Here is a 13,741-nt window from a genome sequence, read left to right as displayed (position 1 = left end):
TCTGCCACCATGGAAGGTATGTGCGGACGGTTCGCGGTCACCACCGATCCGGCGCTGCTGGCCCAGAAGATCAAGGCGATCGACGAGGCCACCGGCGCCTCCGAAAGTGCCGGGGCGGCCAACTACAACGTGGCCCCCACGTCGACCATCGCGACCGTCGTGAGCCGGCACACCGACCCCGACGACCAGCCCACCCGCCGGGTGCGGCTGATGCGCTGGGGCCTGGTGCCCCCGTGGGCCAAAGCCGGTTCCGACGGGGCGCCCGAGACCAAGGGCCCGATGCTGATCAACGCACGCGCGGACAAGGTCACCACCTCGCCCGCCTTTCGGTCGAGCGCCAAGTCGAAGCGGTGCCTGATCCCGATGGACGGCTATTACGAATGGCGCGTCAACGACGCCGTCGCGGGCAAGAAGTCGCGCAAGACGCCGTACTTCATGTACCGCGAGGATGGCGAGCCGCTGTTCATGGCCGGGCTGTGGTCGGTCTGGAAACCGGCCAAAGACGCTCAGCCGCTGCTGAGTTGCACGATCATCACCACCGACGCACCCGGCGAGCTGGCGGAGATCCACGATCGGATGCCGTTCGTGGTCCCGGAGCGGGAGTGGGACCGCTGGCTGGATCCGGATGCCCCGGTCGACGAAAAGCTGCTGGCCCACTCGCCCGACGTGCGCGGCATCCGCATGCGCGAGGTGTCGACGCTGGTCAACAACGTCCGCAACAACGGGCCCCAGCTACTCGAGCCGGCCGGCCCGGAGCCCGAGCAGGCGACCTTGCTTTAGTTGCTGAGAACCAGCTTCCAGTTGCCGTTGACGTTGCGATCCGGCACGCACCAGAAGTTATTCCAGTTGCCCGGAGTGCTGGCCTTCACGCCGGGCCCGGCGTCCTGACAAGCTGCCCGGGTCGGGTAGTTGCCCTCGGTTTGGATCGTGTCGGCGTTGCCGGTGCCCACACCGATCGTCATCAGCCCGGAGAAAGCCAGCACACCGGCGGCGACAATCGTCGCGCCGCGGGATCGCTTCGTCGTCATGGCGGGAGCGTAACGCGACGGCGAGAATTCGATCCGGTTTTCGCGATGGCGCTACTCTCGCGCGGCTACGCGCGGATGTGGGCGGTGATCGCATTGGTCAACCGGATCAGGTCCTGCGGTGAAACCCCCACGTCCCAGCCACGCCGGCCGGCGCTGCAGTACACCCGATCCCAGGCCAGGGCGCCGGCGTCCACGACGGTCGGCAGGGCCTTGCGCTGCCCGAACGGCGACACGGCGCCGACGACGTAGCCGGTGGCGCGCTCGGCGGCAGCGGCCTCGGCCATGCCGGCGCTGGCCACGCCCAGCGCCGCGGCGGCCGCCTTCAGTGAGAGCCGGTCCGGCACCGGCAGTATCGCGACCGCGAGCCCGCCCGGCACCGCGACGACCAGGGTCTTGTAGATCTGCTCGGGTGCGACGCCGCGTTCCGTCAGCGCGTGCACCGCTTCGACGCCGAACGAGCGTTCCCGCCGATCGTGGTCGAAGGTGATGACCTCGTGCGGCACACCGGCTTTCGTCAACGCGGCGAGCGCGGGCGTGGCGGCGCGAGCCACGACAGAAACCCGACTACGGCCCCGAGTACCCCGGCGGGTTGACGCCGTCCACCCAGAAGTCGACGCCGAGCTGCCCGCCCGGCACGCAGTTGTAGACCGACAGGTCGGTGACGCCGGACTCCACCAGCACGTCCTCGCACAGCAGGGTGTTGCCGGTGTATTCGCGGGCGGGCTTGTTGAGGATGACGTAGGCCGCGTCGGAGTACACCTCGGGCTTGCGGGCGCGTCCCATCGCCTCGTCACCGCCGAGCAGGTTCTGCACCGCGGCGGTGGCCACCAGCGTGCGGGGCCACAACGTGTTGGACGCGATACCCGCCTCGCGCATCTCCTCGGCGATTCCCAAGGCGCACAGCGTCATGCCGAACTTGGCCATCATGTACGCGGTCGGCTTCAGCCACTCCTTGCCGAGCAGCACGGGCGGGGACAGCGTCAGGATGTGCGGGTTCTGGGCGGCCTTCAGGTGCGGGATGCAGGCCTGCGACACGGCGTAGGTGCCGCGCACCTGGATGCCGTTCATCAGGTCGAACCGCTTCATCGGCACCTCGGTGATGGACCCCAGGTTGATGGCCGACGCATTGTTGACGCAGATGTCGATGCCGCCGAATTGCTCGACGGTCTTGGCCACCGCCGACTCGACCGACTCCGGATCGCGGACGTCCCCGACGATCGGCAGGGCCGCACCGCCCGCCTCCTCGAGCTCCTTGGCGGCGGTGTACACCGTGCCCGGCAGCTTGGGGTGCGGCTCGGCCGTCTTGGCGATCAGGGCGATGTTGGCACCGTCTTGTGCGGCGCGTTTGGCGATCGCCAGGCCGATACCGCGGCTGGCGCCGGAGATGAACATGGTCTTGCCGTTGAGGGACATGGCGTCACATTAACGTCCTGCCGCCATGGGCCGGATGGGGCCCGGAAATAGCGCGTCCGTTAACGCTGTTAAACGAGGCGGTCTCTGATGTTATGTGGGCGCACCCGGGCAGACACTGTCGGTGGCAGCCTCTAGATTGGGAGGAGCGGTTTGGTGTCAGCGGCGACGAGCCTGTTGGACAGTCCAACGGGTGCCGAGCAGTTGGCTTGCTTTCTCGCAAGCCCGGTGGCGCTTTCGGTGCTGCCCGGCGACACCGCAGCAGAAGGGACCGGGGTAATCGACATGGCCGACACAGACGGCGCAACAGCACAGGAGATTCCCGATCCCGCACCGCCGGAGACGGACGCCGAGCTGATGGCGCGCTTCGAGCGCGACGCGATTCCGCTGTTGGACCAGCTCTACGGCGGTGCGCTGCGCATGACGCGCAATCCCGCCGACGCCGAAGACCTGCTGCAAGAGACGATGGTGAAGGCCTTCGCGGGGTTCCGCTCGTTCCGGGCCGGCACCAACCTCAAGGCCTGGCTGTACCGGATCCTGACCAACACCTACATCAACAGCTACCGCAAGAGGCAGCGCCAGCCGGCCGAATACCCGACCGAAGAGATCACTGACTGGCAGCTGGCGTCCAACGCCGAGCACTCGTCCACCGGGCTGCGCTCGGCCGAGGTCGAGGCGCTCGAGGCGCTGCCCGACAACGAGATCAAAGAAGCGCTGCAGGCGCTGCCGGAAGAATTCCGGATGGCCGTCTACTACGCCGATGTCGAGGGTTTTCCGTACAAGGAAATCGCCGAGATCATGGACACGCCCATCGGGACGGTAATGTCACGGCTACACCGCGGCCGGCGTCAACTGCGTGGGCTGCTGGCTGACGTGGCCAAGGAGCGGGGCTTCAACCGCGGCCACCAGGCGCACGAGGAGGTGTCGTCATGAGTGAGTTCTCCAGCCCCGGCGACACGTGCCCTAATGACGACGACCACGGCGCGGTCGGCTGTGCCGAGGTGATCCGCCAGGTTTGGCTCCTACTCGACGGTGAATGCACCCCGGAGTCGCGGGACCAGCTGCGCCGCCACCTGGAGGCGTGCCCCGGTTGCTTCAAGCATTACGGCCTCGAGGAGCGGATCAAGGCGTTGATCGCCACCAAATGCAGAGGCGAGAAGGCCCCCGACGGCCTGCGCGAGCGGCTACGGCTGGAGATCCGGCGGACCACCATCATCCGCGAGACGCAGTAGCGGGTCCTCAGGCGTTGGGCCGCTTGCCGTGGTTGGCTTTGCTGTGCTTGCGGTCGCGCTTCTTACGGCCACGCTTGGCCATGGGTCGAACCTCCATTGATTTGGTCATTGATCCGGGCGCCCGGCGCCCGTCAGCCTGCCGCACAGTCTCTCACGAAAGACCCGCCCGGCCACAACGCCCCGTGCGCCGCGGTCCCGACCCCTCCTGTGGTTCGATGTACGTGAGCCTGACGAAAGCTTGATGGACCAGTAGCCAGCCTGCGCAATGGCCGAAACGAGTGGGGTGAAGATGGCCGAGGATGTGCGCGCCGAGATCGTGGCCAGCGTGCTCGAAGTCGTAGTGAACGAGGGTGACCAGATCGGCAAAGGCGACATCGTGGTGCTGCTGGAGTCGATGAAGATGGAGATTCCCGTCTTGGCTGAGGTCGACGGCACCATCAGCAAGGTGAGCGTCGCGGTGGGCGATGTCATCCAGGCGGGCGACCTGATTGCTGTGATCAGCTAGGCCGCGGAAAAGTTTGGACCGTCCTGTCTGCTGCCGGGGAATGGCCCGGGGAGTGAGTGATGTCGACTCTCGGTGATCTGCTTGCCGAACACACCGTGTTGCCGGGCAACGCGGTGGACCACCTGCACGCGGTCGTGGGGGAGTGGCAGCTGCTGGCGGACCTGTCGTTCGCCGACTATCTGATGTGGGTTCGCCGCGACGACGGCATGTTGGTGTGTGTGGCGCAGTGCCGGCCGAACACCGCGCCCACGGTGCTCGTCACCGACTCGGTGGGCAGTGTCGTCGCCGCCGACCGGCTGGCGCTGGTCGCCGAGACCTTCGAGTCCGGCACCGCCCAGCGGGATGGCGATGCGGGCCAACAGGATTCGTGGCTGCCCGGCCCGCACGTCGAGGCGACCCCGGTGCGATACGGCGGCCGGGTGGTGGCCGTGCTCACCCGGCATCAGACGGCCGTCGCGGCCGACCGCACGTCCGGCCACCTGGAGACGGCATACCGGGAATGCGCCGGCGATCTGGTCCACATGCTCGCCGACGGCACCTTCCCCGACGTGGGCGACGTGGTCATGTCCCGCTCCACCCCGCGGGCGGGCGATGGCTTCATCCGGTTGGACGTCAACGGCGTCGTCGCCTACGCCAGCCCCAACGCGGTGTCGGCCTACCACCGGATGGGCCTGACGTCCGAGCTGGAGGGCCGCAGCCTGGTCAAGGTGACCCGGCCGCTGATCTCGGACCCCTTCGAGGCGCAGGAGCTGGCCGAGCACGTCCTGGACCTGCTGGCCGGTGGTAAGAGCATGCGCATGGAGGTCGACGCCGGCGGCGCCACGGTGCTGCTGCGGACGCTCCCGTTGGTGGTCGACGGCGCGAGCGCCGGTGCCGCCGTGCTGATCCGGGACGTCACCGAGGTGAAGCGCCGCGACCGGGCCCTGATCTCCAAGGACGCCACCATCCGCGAGATCCACCACCGGGTGAAGAACAACCTGCAGACGGTGGCGGCACTGCTGCGCCTGCAGGCCCGCCGGACGGTCAACGCCGAAGGGCGCGAAGCCCTGATCGAGTCGGTGCGCCGGGTCTCGTCCATCGCGTTGGTGCACGACGCGCTCTCGATGTCCGTCGACGAACAGGTCAACCTCGACGAGGTCATCGACCGGATTCTGCCGATCATGAACGACGTGGCGTCAGTGGACCGGCCGATCCGGATCAACCGGGTCGGCGACCTCGGCGTGCTGGACTCCGACCGGGCGACGGCCCTGATCATGGTGATCACCGAACTGGTTCAGAACGCGATCGAGCATGCGTTCGATCCTGCGGTCGAAGCGGGATCGGTGACCATCCGCGCCGAGCGTTCGGCGCGCTGGCTCGACGTCGTTGTCCACGACGACGGCCGCGGGTTGCCGGAAGGCTTCAACCTGGAGACGTCCGACAGCCTCGGCCTGCAGATCGTGCGGACGCTGGTGTCTGCGGAACTCGACGGCACGCTGGGCATGCGCCAAGCCCCGGCTCGCGGCACCGACGTGGTGTTGCGGGTACCGATCGGCCGGCGGGCCCGACTGGCCATCTAGGCGTTCAAAGTGCGCCCCACACAACAGTGCGGCCCCGACTTTCGTCGAGGCCGCACTGTTTGCTCTGACTGAGTCAGACTCCGCTACGGGCCTTCGTCCGGGCATTGCGACGCTTGAGTGCGCGCCGCTCGTCTTCGCTCATGCCGCCCCAGACGCCCGAGTCCTGGCCGGTGTTCAGGGCCCACGACAGGCAATCCGTGGTCACCGAGCACCGATTGCAGACCAGTTTCGCGTCAGCGATCTGCGCGAGCGCCGGGCCGCTGTTCCCTACCGGGAAGAACAGCTCCGGGTCCTCGTCGCGACAGACCGCCTTGTGGCGCCAATCCATACGTCCTACTCCTCACTGAGTGCGCAGCAAGGCGCACGGCCAATTTTCTTCGGCTGTTAACGCGTGCACAAGAAAAGGGTCCGTACCCCTATCTAAATTCCTGCATGCAACCTTTTGATCGTTTCACAGGCCCAACAGATGTCAATAGCCCCGAGTTCGCTCGTGGGCTATCTCACTTCGATCGTTCCGTAGTCGGGCCATTACTCCGTTGTACTACACTCACCGGCCACTCACGAGGAAAAACTTCGCCGCGTGGCCCGCGGCCGCTTCGTTTGCGCAGCTCAGAAGGCGTTTTTCTGGGGAGGTGCTACCACCGCCAGCGCGTCGGGTACCGCTTTGAACGTCATGCTTTCGCGCACGCCGAGGTAATCCCCGTCGAACTGGCAGGCGACCGGGCCGCCGGTCGAGGTGACGCGCAAGCAGGGCACGTCGTCCTCGGTGATGAGGTGGTCGAAGTCGAACTTGGGCCGCTTAGCGAACATCTGCCGCACTATGCGAAGGGTGGGGATCGTTTTCATGCTCTTGGGTGCGAACACGCCCAGCCCGGACTCGAAGGTGCAGCCGGGATTGGTCCACACCGGCCGCTCGTTGGCGAACGTCCACGGGCTGGAGTTGGACACGAACGCGAAACTCACCCCCGTGATGGGTTCGCGGCCGGGCAGTTCAAGGGTGAGCATCGGTTCGCGGCGCGTATAGCCCCACACGGCGGGCACCGCCGCGCGAATGTAGCGCCAGGCCGTGACCTTGCCGCCCTTGTCGCGTTCGGCCTCGACCGCGGCCACCACCTCGGCGTCGACCCCCATGCCGGTGTTGAACACGGCCCACCGCTCACCGCAGTCGATCAGGCCAATGCGGCGCCAGGCGTGGTGGTGGCGATAGTCGTCGAGGAGCTGGATGAGCTGGTTGGTGGCGGCCACCGGGTCCCGCGAGATCCCCAGCGACCGCGCCAGCACATTCGCCGAACCGCCGGGAACCACCGCGACCGCCGGCACCGGGCCGGAGTGCCCCGAAACCGCGCCGGGACGCCCGAGCAGGCCGTTGACCACCCCGCTCACCGTGCCGTCGCCGCCGTGCACCACGACCAGGTCGACGCCGTCCGCGACCGCTTTCTCGGCGAGTTCGGTGCCGTGACCGCGGTGACTGGTGTGTTCGACGGTGAGCTCTAGGCGGCTCTTGAGCGCGTTCGCCAGCAGGTCGCGACCGGCCGGGGTGGTGGTGGTGGCTGTGGGGTTCACGATCAGCACGGCGCGCATGAAGCACGAGCTTATGCGGGCCGGTTAAGGCCACGCTGTGGGGAACTCCTCGGCGGCCGGGGTGACTACGCTGACGCGGGTGACAGTTTTCCGCCGCAACCCAGGGGCCGCTCCAGCCGCCGTGCGCGGCGCTGGGCTCCTGGTGGTGGTGCAAGGGCTGGCCGCGCTGGCGGTGGCGGCGGTGCTGGTGGTGCGGGGCGTCGCTGGGGCCGACCAGCGCGTGGTCAACGGGTTGGGCACGGCGGTGTTTTTCGTTCTGGTCGGGGCGGTGGTGCTGGCCGCTGGACGGGCGCTGACGGTCGGCAAGCGCTGGGGGCGCGGGCTGGCCGTGATCACCCAGCTGCTGTTACTGCCGGTGGCGTGGTACCTGACGGTGGACTCGCATCGGCCCGGCTTCGGGATTCCCGCTGGCATTGTGGCGCTGAGCGTGTTGGGCCTGCTCTTCAGCCCCGCGGGCGTGCGTTGGGCCGCGGGCGATCAGCGCGATTCCGCCAACTCGGCCAACCGGGGGCCGGACAGCCGATAGGTGGTCCACTCGCGCTGGGGTTCGCCGCCGACGCCGTCGTACAGCGTGAGGGCGTCGGCGTTCCAGTTCAGCACCGCCCAGGACAACCGCGTGTAGCCGTTGTCGAGGCATTCGGCCGCCAGCGTCGCCAGCAGCGCGCGGGCCAGGCCGCGGCGGCGAAATCCCGGCCGCACGAACAGGTCTTCGAGGTAGATGCCCGCCACGCCGTCCCAGGTGGAGAAGTTGAGAAACCACAGCGCCATCGCGGCGATCTGGCCCTCGACTTCCGCGACGTGCCCGTACACCGCCGGGGTGGCTCCGAAAAGTGCTGCCGCGATTTGCTTTTCGGTGACCGTGCATTGATCGGCGGCGTGTTCGAATTCCGCCAGTTCGTGGATCATTCCGGTGATTGCGGCGGCGTCTTCCGGGGCGGCGCGGCGAATGGTCATTGCTCGACGTCCAATGCGTTGAGGATTGTCGCGAATTTCGTTGTGGTTTCCGCTACTTCTTCGTCGGGGTCGGATTCGGCGACGATGCCGCCACCGGATCGTGCGAGCGCGGTGCGGCGGTCCGCGGACAGCTGCGCGCAGCGGATGGACACCACCCAGCGGCCGTCGCCCCGGGCGTCGCACCAGCCGACCGCCCCCGCGTAGAACCCGCGGTCGCCTTCCAACTCGGCGATTAGCTCGACCGCGGCCTTGGTCGGCACCCCGCCGACCGCCGGGGTGGGATGCAGCGCCAGGGCCAAATCGATTGCGGTGGTGGATGTATCGCGAAGCCGGGCGCTGATCGGTGTGCACAGGTGCCACACCGCCGCGGTGCGGCTCAACTCGGGCTCGGCGGCGATCGTCAACTCGTCGCACAGCGGCTCGAGGGCGACCCGAATGGTTTCGATGACCAACTGGTGCTCGTGCCGATCCTTGGCCGAACCGGCCAGCGCGGCGCCGTTGGCGGCGTCGACGTCCGGGTCGGCGGCGCGGGGCGCCGAACCGGCGAACGGCCGGCACGTGACTCGATCTCCGTTGCGCGCCACCAGAAGTTCCGGGCTGGCGCCCACCAGCGCCACACCGGCGTAGTCATCGCCGGCGGCGGTCAGGTCGACAAGATAGCCGTAGGCGGCCGGGTCGGCGGCGATGAGCCGGCGCAGGATGACGCGGGCGTCCAGGGGGGCGTCGGCGACCAGCCGCAGCGCGCGGGACAGCACCACCTTGCTCAGCAGGCTGTCGGGGGCGGTGAGTTGATCGCGGGCCCGGCTGATGCGACTGCGGTAGTCGGCCGGTGACGGATCGGCGGCGGCGATACGCACCGGCGGCAGCGGGCCGGTCGGCCAGTCGGGCGGGCCGTCGGTACGCCGCACCGCGTCGGGCGTCAGCAGCGCTGCGGGCCGGTTCACGTCGAAAGGCAACGCGCCCAACACTATTGCGGCTGAGCCCGAACGCAGCGCGTCCTGCGCCACCGCCACGTCGCGGTAGCGTTCCCGCACCCCCGCGGCGACCAGGCTCTGCTTCGGTCCGCACAGCGCGAACGGCGGTTGGGCGCTCACCCGGGTTTGATCGCCTGCGGCTGGGCGGTCAATCCGAGCGCGGCGAGCTGTCGCACGCCATGCTCGAAACCGCACACCGCGATGGAGCCGGCCAGCATCCAGAAGCGGCTGCCCTCGACGAGCGGCAGCTCCACCCAGCGCGTGATGACCGAACGGGAGAAGTGGCTGTGCCCCACGAACACCACGTCGCGTGAGCTCATGTGGTCCAGCGCGAACGCGACCGCCCGATCGGCGCGGTCGCTGACCTGCTGCACGCTTTCGCCACCGGGACAGCCGTGCGTCCAGACCAGCCAATCGGGCACCTGTTCGTGGATCTGCGGCGTCGTCAACCCCTCGTAGGAGCCGTAATCCCATTCGGCGAGCAGGGGAGAGACCTCGTCCACGGCGAGGCCGGCCAGCTTCGCGGTGGTCAGGGCGCGGATGCGCGGGCTGCTGATCACCAACGGGTCGGTGAGGTTCAGTTCTCGCAGGACGCGGCCGGCCAGCTCGGCCTGAACGCGGCCGGTGTCGGTCAGCTCGAGGTCGGTCCGGCCCGTGTGCTGGCCGGATTTCGACCACTCGGTCTCGCCGTGGCGGAGCAGGACCAGTCGATGATTGTGCAAGCCCATATCGACCGATTCTGCCGGACGACATGCCGGGCACGTCGGCCGCAGCGTGTGGCGAGCGAACGTGCCAGGATGGGCACTGTTGACCGCATGGCAACGATGCAGAGGGGAGAGCCGCGCCTATGGCTGCTAAGACCCGGGTACTGGCAGTGGCCAACCAGAAGGGCGGCGTAGCCAAGACGACGACGGTCGCCTCGCTGGGCGCAGCGATGGTGGACGAGGGACTCCGGGTGCTCCTGGTCGACCTCGATCCGCAGGGCTGCCTGACCTTCTCGCTCGGTCAGGATCCCGACAAACTCCCGGTGTCGGTGCACGAGGTGCTGCTCGGCGAGGTCGAGCCCAACGCCGCGCTGGTCACCACCATGGAGGGAATGACGCTGCTGCCGGCCAACATCGACCTGGCGGGAGCCGAGGCGATGCTGTTGATGCGCGCCGGCCGCGAATACGCGCTCAAACGCGCGTTGGCGAAGCTCTCCGACGACTTCGACGTGGTCATCATCGACTGCCCGCCGTCGCTGGGTGTGCTCACCCTCAACGGGTTGACCGCCGCCGACGAGGTGATCGTGCCGCTGCAGTGCGAGACGCTCGCGCACCGTGGAGTCGGCCAGTTCCTGCGCACGGTCGCCGATGTCCAGCAGATCACCAACCCGGAGCTGCGGCTCCTCGGCGCGTTGCCGACGCTGTACGACTCGCGGACCACCCACACCCGGGACGTGTTGGTGGACGTCGCCGACCGCTACAACCTGCCGGTGCTGGCCCCGCCGATACCGCGCACGGTGCGTTTCGCCGAGGCCAGCGCCTCGGGGTCGTCGGTGATGGCCGGGCGCAAGAACAAGGGTGCGTCGGCCTACGCCGATCTGGCGAAGGCGTTGCTCAAGCACTGGAAGACCGGCAAGCCGCTGCCGACGCTCGCCGTCGAGGTGTAGTTCCGGCTCGCGGCTGCGGTCAGCCGAGGGCCACGACGGTGTCGCCCCGCTGCTCGAACACCTGGGAGCCCGCGACGGCCGGGACCACCGCCCGTCCGGGTGTGCTCGGCGCCCGGTTCACCGGGATGTAGCGCTCGTTGGCGCCGCTGACCGGGTCGTAGACCCCGATCGCGCCGGTGACCGGCACCAGCAGGCGGCCCGCCATCATCGCGCCCGGCCCCAGCGGCGCCGTCGTGGCGCCTGCGGCGATGGTGTAGCGCAGCGACAGGTTGCCCGTCTCGAAGACCATGACGGAATCGCCGGTCCACCAGGTGATCAGGCTGCCCGCGTGTGCCACGGCACCGGGGCTCGTCGGCGGCTTGGGCAGCAGTGTGCTCGACACGGTGGTGCCGGTCTCGTCGATCACGTCCACCCGGGGCTGCGGCGACGGCAGGTACACCGCGGTGTTGCTCTCCCAGACGGCCAGCACCCGGGCGCCCGAATCCGCCCTGATCCCGGGTTCGGCCACGATGCGCTGCTGAGGCTCGTCATCGTCCTTGCCGGGCCGCAGCAGCACTAGCCGCAGGTCGGCCTGGTTGACGCAGCTCTCCAGCACCGACACCGCCGACGAGCTGGCCGCCGCCGAGACCAGCTTGCAGCCGGAGTGCAGCCCGCGTGCCGTGGGCTTGACCCGGGCGTCCGTCTCGCCGTACGCCACCATCCGGACCATGTCGGAGCGCCACAGCTCGAGCCGGGTGTCGCCGGCCGCCAACACCGTCGTGCCGTCGGAGGACAGCTGCACGTGCGGGTCGGAGTAGCCGCTGCGGGCGGGCCCGCGGCGACCCGTGGACCCGTCAAGCGTGCTCGCCTGCCCGCACCCGCGGTCGTCCCGATAGACGGCGACGGCGTAGTGGTACACCCAGGAGACCCCGCACAGGTCGGTGTCGCGCTCGTAGCTCCATCGGGACTGGCCGGAGGCGGGGTCACGCCCGTCGACCCGGCGGCCGTCGCCGGTGATGACCGTCCCGCCGACCGCCACCGGCGCGGTGGTGGCCGGACTCGACGCGGTCCACAGCTCCTTGAGCGCGGCAGGGACCTGTCGGGCCGGTGTCGGGTTGGGCGCCGGAACGGCGGCCGGCCGGCTGATGGTGGCCCGGGCGTCGCTGGTCCACCAGATCAGCGAGGCGACGGCGGCGACAACGACCGCTATCGCCGCGGCGGCCAAGACGTCGCCCTTGGTCCGGCGTTCGGGTCTGACCATCCGGGCGGGCGACTCAGCTGGCGTTTGCGCCGGCTTCGGCGGGCTTGCGGCGCCGACGGCGGCGGCTGGTCCCGCCGTTACCGGGCGCTTCCGCGGCGGCTTCGCCGTTGGTGGCGCCGGCCGCGGCATTCCCGCCCGCATGTGCGGTGGTGGGTTGGCCGCCGCGGGTGCGCCGTCGCGGTGCGCCGGAGCGGGCACGCCCGCCCCGGTCCGCCTTCTGGCCGTCGCGCTCGCTGGCGCGGCGCTGGCCCTGCGGCTTCTTCGGCGAGCCGATGGCGCTGCCCGCGTCCGTGGGGATGCCCATCTCTTCATAGAGGTGCGGCGAGTTCGAGTAGGTTTCGGCGGGCTCGGGGCACTCCAGGCCCAGCGCCTTGTCGATCATCGACCAGCGGGGCAGCTCGTCCCAGTCCACCAGGGTGACGGCGATACCGGTCTTGCCGGCGCGGCCGGTGCGGCCGATGCGGTGCACGTAGGCCTGTTCGTCCTCGGGGATCTGGTAGTTGATGACGTGGGTGATGTCGTCGATGTCGATGCCGCGGGCGGCCACATCCGTGGCGACCAGCACGTCGATGTCGCCGCTGCGGAAGGCCTTGAGCGCCTTCTCGCGGGCGATCTGCCCGAGGTCGCCGTGCACGGCGCCCACCTTGAAGCCGCGCTCGGCCAGTTCGTCGGCGACCTTCTGGGCGGTGCGCTTGGTGCGGGTGAAGATCATCGTCGCGCCGCGGCTCTCGGCCTGCAGCACCCGGCTCACCAATTCCACCTTGTCCAGCGCGTGGGCCCGGTAGACGAACTGCTCGGTGGTGTCGTGCGTGGCGGCCGAATGCGGCGCCTCCGCCCGGATGTGGGTGGGCTGGTTCATGAAGGTGCGGGCCAGCGTGATGATCGGGCCCGGCATGGTCGCCGAGAACAGCATGGATTGCCGGTCCTCGGGGATCTGACGCAGGATGCGCTCGATGTCGGGCAAAAAGCCTAGGTCGAGCATCTCGTCGGCCTCGTCGAGGACCAGCATGGACAGCCCGCCCAGCTGCAGGTGGCCCTGCTGGGCCAGGTCGAGCAGCCGGCCGGGGGTGCCGACCACGACGTCGGCGCCGGCCTGCAGCGCCTCGATCTGGGGCTCGTAGGCCCGCCCGCCGTAGATCGAGACGACGGACAGCCTCCGGCCTTCGTCGGCGGTGAGGTACTTGGCCGCGGCGGCCAGGTCCTCGGTGACCTGAAGGCACAGCTCACGGGTCGGGACCACGACCAGGGCCCGTGGTGTGCCGTTGAGCTCCCGCACGCCGACTCCGGAGGTGATGCGGTTCAGCAGCGGCACGCCGAAGGCGAGGGTCTTGCCCATGCCGGTGCGGGCCTGGCCGATCACGTCGTCGCCGGCGAGCGCCAGCGGCATGGTCAGTTCTTGGATGGCAAAGGGGCGTTCGATGCCCTTTTCGGCGAGGGCGCGGACGATTTCGTCGCGAACGCCGAGGTTGGCAAAAGTCAATTCAGTTGTGCTGGTGAGTGCGCTCATGCGTGGGTTGTAAGCCTTTCGGTGACGTATCGGATTGTGTCGGTGTTTCTCTGTCGCGGTCACGCGCGCACGAGGTCCGACTCCGAATACGTCGCCGAGT

General features: G+C 69.0%; 18 protein-coding genes. 7 read left to right on the top strand and 11 right to left on the bottom strand.

The window, feature by feature from the left end:
- Positions 1 to 18 precede the first annotated feature (18 nt).
- Positions 19 to 780 carry an SOS response-associated peptidase gene (locus A5758_RS17700; RefSeq protein ID WP_067742567.1) on the top strand — a complete coding sequence of 254 codons (762 nt, stop codon included), beginning with the start codon at positions 19 to 21 and terminating at the stop codon, positions 778 to 780.
- On the opposite strand, the gene A5758_RS17695 is transcribed toward A5758_RS17700, so the two are convergent.
- The 3 genes from A5758_RS17695 to A5758_RS17685 all read right to left on the bottom strand — a co-directional run bounded on the left by A5758_RS17695 (position 777) and on the right by A5758_RS17685 (position 2,441).
- Positions 777 to 1,028 (bottom strand): hypothetical protein, encoded by a 252-nt coding sequence (locus A5758_RS17695; protein WP_066956297.1) that lies wholly within the window; start codon positions 1,026 to 1,028, stop codon positions 777 to 779. The genes A5758_RS17700 and A5758_RS17695 overlap by 4 nt on opposite strands.
- Positions 1,029 to 1,093: 65 nt before the next feature.
- Positions 1,094 to 1,579, bottom strand: a complete 486-nt coding sequence (locus A5758_RS17690) for a YbaK/EbsC family protein (RefSeq protein WP_067742564.1) — start codon at positions 1,577 to 1,579, stop codon at positions 1,094 to 1,096.
- 13 nt (positions 1,580 to 1,592) lie between these two features.
- Positions 1,593 to 2,441 (bottom strand): NAD(P)-dependent oxidoreductase, encoded by an 849-nt coding sequence (locus tag A5758_RS17685; protein ID WP_067205464.1) that lies wholly within the window; start codon positions 2,439 to 2,441, stop codon positions 1,593 to 1,595.
- Positions 2,442 to 2,723: 282 nt separating this feature from the next.
- Here A5758_RS17685 and A5758_RS17680 point away from each other — a divergent pair, with 282 nt between their 5' ends.
- Positions 2,724 to 3,371 (top strand): sigma-70 family RNA polymerase sigma factor, encoded by a 648-nt coding sequence (locus A5758_RS17680; protein ID WP_197503806.1) that lies wholly within the window; start codon positions 2,724 to 2,726, stop codon positions 3,369 to 3,371.
- Positions 3,368 to 3,670 (top strand): mycothiol system anti-sigma-R factor, encoded by a 303-nt coding sequence (rsrA, locus tag A5758_RS17675; RefSeq protein ID WP_067205468.1) that lies wholly within the window; start codon positions 3,368 to 3,370, stop codon positions 3,668 to 3,670. The genes A5758_RS17680 and rsrA overlap by 4 nt, the downstream gene beginning before the upstream one ends.
- A 7-nt stretch (positions 3,671 to 3,677) precedes the next feature.
- Here the strand turns inward: rsrA and A5758_RS26580 are convergent, their stop codons facing one another.
- Positions 3,678 to 3,752 (bottom strand): 50S ribosomal protein bL37, encoded by a 75-nt coding sequence (locus tag A5758_RS26580; protein ID WP_011728008.1) that lies wholly within the window; start codon positions 3,750 to 3,752, stop codon positions 3,678 to 3,680.
- Between the two features lie 207 nt (positions 3,753 to 3,959).
- On the opposite strand from A5758_RS26580, the gene A5758_RS17670 reads away from it, so the two are divergent.
- Together A5758_RS17670 and A5758_RS17665 are read left to right on the top strand one after the other, a co-directional pair.
- Positions 3,960 to 4,175, top strand: a complete 216-nt coding sequence (locus A5758_RS17670; protein WP_066956294.1) for a biotin/lipoyl-binding carrier protein — start codon at positions 3,960 to 3,962, stop codon at positions 4,173 to 4,175.
- 59 nt (positions 4,176 to 4,234) lie between these two features.
- Positions 4,235 to 5,734 (top strand): sensor histidine kinase, encoded by a 1,500-nt coding sequence (locus tag A5758_RS17665; protein WP_067742860.1) that lies wholly within the window; start codon positions 4,235 to 4,237, stop codon positions 5,732 to 5,734.
- Between the two features lie 73 nt (positions 5,735 to 5,807).
- On the opposite strand, the gene whiB1 is transcribed toward A5758_RS17665, so the two are convergent.
- Both whiB1 and A5758_RS17655 read right to left on the bottom strand, forming a co-directional pair.
- On the bottom strand, positions 5,808 to 6,062 hold the full coding sequence (gene whiB1 / locus A5758_RS17660) for a transcriptional regulator WhiB1 (RefSeq protein ID WP_067205475.1): 255 nt from the start codon (positions 6,060 to 6,062) through the stop codon (positions 5,808 to 5,810).
- Positions 6,063 to 6,343: 281 nt separating this feature from the next.
- A complete protein-coding gene (locus A5758_RS17655) occupies positions 6,344 to 7,315 on the bottom strand; it encodes a diacylglycerol kinase family protein (protein ID WP_067742555.1) in 972 nt (323 codons plus the stop codon).
- A 79-nt stretch (positions 7,316 to 7,394) separates the two neighbouring features.
- Between A5758_RS17655 and A5758_RS17650 the strand changes: the two genes are divergently transcribed.
- Positions 7,395 to 7,841 carry a hypothetical protein gene (locus A5758_RS17650; RefSeq protein WP_067742552.1) on the top strand — a complete coding sequence of 149 codons (447 nt, stop codon included), beginning with the start codon at positions 7,395 to 7,397 and terminating at the stop codon, positions 7,839 to 7,841.
- Here the strand turns inward: A5758_RS17650 and A5758_RS17645 are convergent.
- Genes A5758_RS17645 through A5758_RS17635 form a run of 3 tightly spaced genes read right to left on the bottom strand, consistent with a single transcriptional unit; the run spans position 7,793 to position 9,971 of the window.
- A complete protein-coding gene (locus tag A5758_RS17645) occupies positions 7,793 to 8,269 on the bottom strand; it encodes a GNAT family N-acetyltransferase (protein WP_067742549.1) in 477 nt (158 codons plus the stop codon). The two genes, A5758_RS17650 and A5758_RS17645, sit on opposite strands and share 49 nt — an antisense overlap.
- Positions 8,266 to 9,363, bottom strand: a complete 1,098-nt coding sequence (locus A5758_RS17640) for an isochorismate synthase MenF (RefSeq protein WP_067742547.1) — start codon at positions 9,361 to 9,363, stop codon at positions 8,266 to 8,268. Before A5758_RS17640 ends, A5758_RS17645 begins: the two co-directional genes overlap by 4 nt.
- On the bottom strand, positions 9,360 to 9,971 hold the full coding sequence (locus tag A5758_RS17635) for an acid phosphatase (protein WP_067205493.1): 612 nt from the start codon (positions 9,969 to 9,971) through the stop codon (positions 9,360 to 9,362). Before A5758_RS17635 ends, A5758_RS17640 begins: the two co-directional genes overlap by 4 nt.
- 119 nt (positions 9,972 to 10,090) lie before the next feature.
- Here A5758_RS17635 and A5758_RS17630 point away from each other — a divergent pair, with 119 nt between their 5' ends.
- The gene (locus tag A5758_RS17630; RefSeq protein ID WP_067205496.1) at positions 10,091 to 10,894 is read left to right on the top strand and encodes a ParA family protein; all 804 of its coding nucleotides are present in this window, start codon (positions 10,091 to 10,093) and stop codon (positions 10,892 to 10,894) included.
- A gap of 19 nt (positions 10,895 to 10,913) precedes the next feature.
- Here the strand turns inward: A5758_RS17630 and A5758_RS17625 are convergent, their stop codons facing one another.
- Entirely contained in the window at positions 10,914 to 12,134 is a 1,221-nt protein-coding gene (locus A5758_RS17625) for a hypothetical protein (protein WP_067742544.1), read from the bottom strand.
- Positions 12,135 to 12,147: 13 nt separating this feature from the next.
- A complete protein-coding gene (locus A5758_RS17620) occupies positions 12,148 to 13,641 on the bottom strand; it encodes a DEAD/DEAH box helicase (protein ID WP_067205504.1) in 1,494 nt (497 codons plus the stop codon).
- Positions 13,642 to 13,741: the final 100 nt, after the last annotated feature.

The sequence above is a fragment of the Mycobacterium sp. 852014-50255_SCH5639931 genome (genome assembly GCF_001665605.1).
GTDB lineage: Bacteria > Actinomycetota > Actinomycetes > Mycobacteriales > Mycobacteriaceae > Mycobacterium > Mycobacterium paraffinicum.
Note: the sequence above shows the minus strand (reverse complement) of the source record. Positions and strands in the feature narration are given on the sequence as shown.